A 2,859-nucleotide genomic window follows, 5' to 3' on the forward strand; every position below is an offset into this window, starting at 1 on the left:
GCCGCCCTCGCGGGCTTGGCGGTCGTAGACCATGCGCACGGCACGCTCACGCAGCTCTGGACTGAACTTCTTGGGCATACTCCGATTCTCCTTGCTGAGACTCGGAACGGAACCCAGGGCGCTTCACGTTGACGGCTCGCCATTTCACTTGTGCGGCTTCGATGAGCTTGTAGGCCATCGCCAGTCCCGCGGCTCGGGAGCCGGGTCCCTTGGTCACCTTGGTCCGTAACCGCACGGTGGCGAAGGTCAACTCGATCGGGTTGGTCGTGCGCAGGTGGGTCCAGTGCTCGGCCGGGTAGTGGTAGAACTCCAGCAGCACATCAGCGTCGTCGACGATCTTGGCGACCGCTTTGGGATACTTCGCCCCGTAGGTCTTCTCGAAGGCGGCGATGGCCTTACGGGCGTAGCCGATGTCCTCGGCGTTGTAGATCTCCTGCATCGCTTTGATCGCATTCGGATGGGCCGACTTGGGCAGTGCGGCAAGCACATTGCCCTGTTTATGAAACCAGCACCGCTGCTCTCGGGTGTCCGGGAACACCTCGCGCAGCGCAGCCCAGAACCCCAGCGCCCCGTCCCCGACGGCCAGGTTCGGGGCCGCCATGCCGCGGCGTCGGCACGACCGCAATAGATCGGCCCATGATTCGGTGGATTCGCGGTACCCATCGGCCAGGGCGACGAGCTCTTTACGGCCGTCGGCACGCACGCCGATCATCACCAGCAGACACAGCTTCTCCTGCTCGAGCCGGACTTTGAGGTGGATGCCGTCGACCCAGAGGTAGACATAATCGCTGGTGATGTCGCGGTCGTCGAAGGCGGCCGCTTCCTTCTGCCACTGGCTGGCCAGTCGAGTGATCGTGGCCGCCGATAACCCCGCACCCGAGCCAAGAAACTGCTCCAGCGCCGGCCCAAAATCTCCCGACGACAACCCGTGCAGGTACAGCAGCGGCAACACCGCGCTGACCTCGGGGCTTTTACGTGCCCAGGCCGGGATGATCCCCGACGAGAACCGTTGGCGTTCACCAGTTTCAGGGTCGACCCGTTTGTCGTTGACCCTTGGTGCCCGCACCGGAACCGCACCGGCGGCGGTCATCACCTCCCGCGGGTTGTGGTAGCCGTTACGCACCACCAGCCGGCGCCCATCCTCATCGTGAATCGCCCCGGCGTGTCCGGAGACTCTGTTCGTTGGGAAGGATGGAGTCATGTCAGGAAGTGGGACGAAGAGGTACCCGGCCGAGATGCGTGAGCGGGCGATCCGGATGGTCGCTGAGATTCGGGCTGAGGATGACTCGGAGTGGGCAGCGATGGGCAAGGTCGCTGAGCTACTCGGGATAGGTACGCCAGAAACGGTCCGCAAGTGGTGTCGTCGGGCCGAGGTCGATGCTGGCCAGCGGCCGGGAACAACGACTGAGGAATCGGCCGAACTCAAGCGACTCAGACGCGAGAACACTGAATTGAAGCGGGCTAACGGGACTGCTGCACGTATAGGTGACATCTGATCTGGCTTGCCCGAGGGTGGGCCTGGAAGGATGACTATCGTGCCTAAGCCTTATCCGCAGGAGTTCCGCGACGATGTGGTCCGGGTAGCCCGAGACCGTGAACCTGGCGTGACACTCGCGCAGGTCGCGAAAGACTTCGGGATCCATGAGATGACCCTGGCCAAGTGGATGCGCCGCGTCGCCATCGACGACGGACACAAGCCTGGAACAACGTCGACCGAATCTGCCGAACTGAGAGAGCTTCGGAAGCGGAATCGGTTGTTGGAGCAGGAGAACGAGGTCCTGCGACGGGCTGCGGCATATCTGTCGCAGGCGAACCTTCCGGGAAAAGGCTCTACCCGCTCGTGAAAGAGCTCGCCGCCGACGGAATCCCCGTCACGGTGACGTGCCGGGTACTCAAGCTCTCCAGACAGCCCTACTACCGGTGGCTCAGGGACGCGGTCACCGCGGCAGACTGGGTCGAAGCGGAGCGGGCGAACGCCCTGTTCGACGCGCATCGTGATGACCCGGAATTCGGGTACCGCTTCCTCGCCGATGAAGCCGAAGCTGCTGGTCAGCCGATGAGCGGGCGGACGGCATGGCGGATCTGCTCGGCCAACCAGTGGTGGTCGAGCTTCGGCAAGAAACGTGGGAAGAACGGTAAGAAGCCGGGCCCGCCTGTGCACGACGACCTGGTCGAACGCGACTTCACCGCCGACACACCGGACCAAGTGTGGCTCACTGATATCACCGAGCATTGGACCGACGAGGGCAAGCTCTACCTCTGCGCGATCAAAGACGCCTGCTCGGGGCGGATCGTCGGCTACAGCATCGACTCCAGGATGAAGTCCCGTCTCGCCGTGACCGCTCTGGACAACGCTGTTGCCCGCCGAGAGGACGATGTTTCGGGTTGTATTGTCCATTCGGACAGGGGCTCTCAATTCCGGTCGCGGAAGTTCGTGTCCGCGCTCAACCGACACGGCCTGGTTGGGTCCATGGGCAGAGTCGGTGCCGCCGGCGACAACGCAGCGATGGAATCGTTCTTCGCGCTCCTCCAGAAGGACGTCCTGGACCGGCACCGCTGGAGCACCCGCGAGCAGTTGCGGATCGCGATCGTCACCTGGATCGAACGGACCTACCACCGACGCCGTCGTCAGGCCCGCCTCGGCCGGTTGACCCCGATCGAATACGAGACGATCATCAACACAGCCGCCTCAGCGGCATGACACCGAAACTGTCACCTGGTCGTGCAGCAGTTGGAGTGTTCCCGCTAAAGTGGCCACTGCAATTAAGCGGCGAGTCGTATATGTCTCTGAATCCTAGTTCAAACTCGGCTGGTGTCAAATAGCCCAGTGTGGAATGTCGTCGGGCCCTATTGTAGTAC

1 protein-coding gene and 2 pseudogenes are annotated in these 2,859 nt (G+C 62.9%); 2 read left to right on the forward strand and 1 reads right to left on the reverse strand.

Features of this window, described 5'->3' with window-relative positions:
* Window positions 1-127: 127 nt before the first annotated feature.
* Window positions 128-1,174: pseudogene (locus ABFX36_RS18795) on the reverse strand (IS256 family transposase); the annotation flags it as partial.
* A gap of 25 nt (window positions 1,175-1,199) precedes the next feature.
* Between ABFX36_RS18795 and ABFX36_RS18800 the strand changes: the two are divergent.
* Together ABFX36_RS18800 and ABFX36_RS18805 are read left to right on the forward strand one after the other, a co-directional pair.
* Window positions 1,200-1,466: pseudogene (locus ABFX36_RS18800) on the forward strand (transposase); the annotation flags it as partial.
* Between the two features lie 69 nt (window positions 1,467-1,535).
* Window positions 1,536-2,701, forward strand: a protein-coding gene (locus tag ABFX36_RS18805) for an IS3 family transposase (RefSeq protein WP_371308121.1) whose coding sequence is annotated in 2 segments (ribosomal slippage) — window positions 1,536-1,820 and window positions 1,823-2,701 — 1,164 coding nt in all. Because the reading frame shifts where the segments join, the coding sequence is not laid out codon by codon here.
* The last annotated feature ends 158 nt before the right edge of the window (window positions 2,702-2,859 follow it).

This window comes from Gordonia cholesterolivorans, assembly GCF_039531975.1.
GTDB classification, from domain to species: Bacteria; Actinomycetota; Actinomycetes; order Mycobacteriales; family Mycobacteriaceae; genus Gordonia; species Gordonia sihwensis.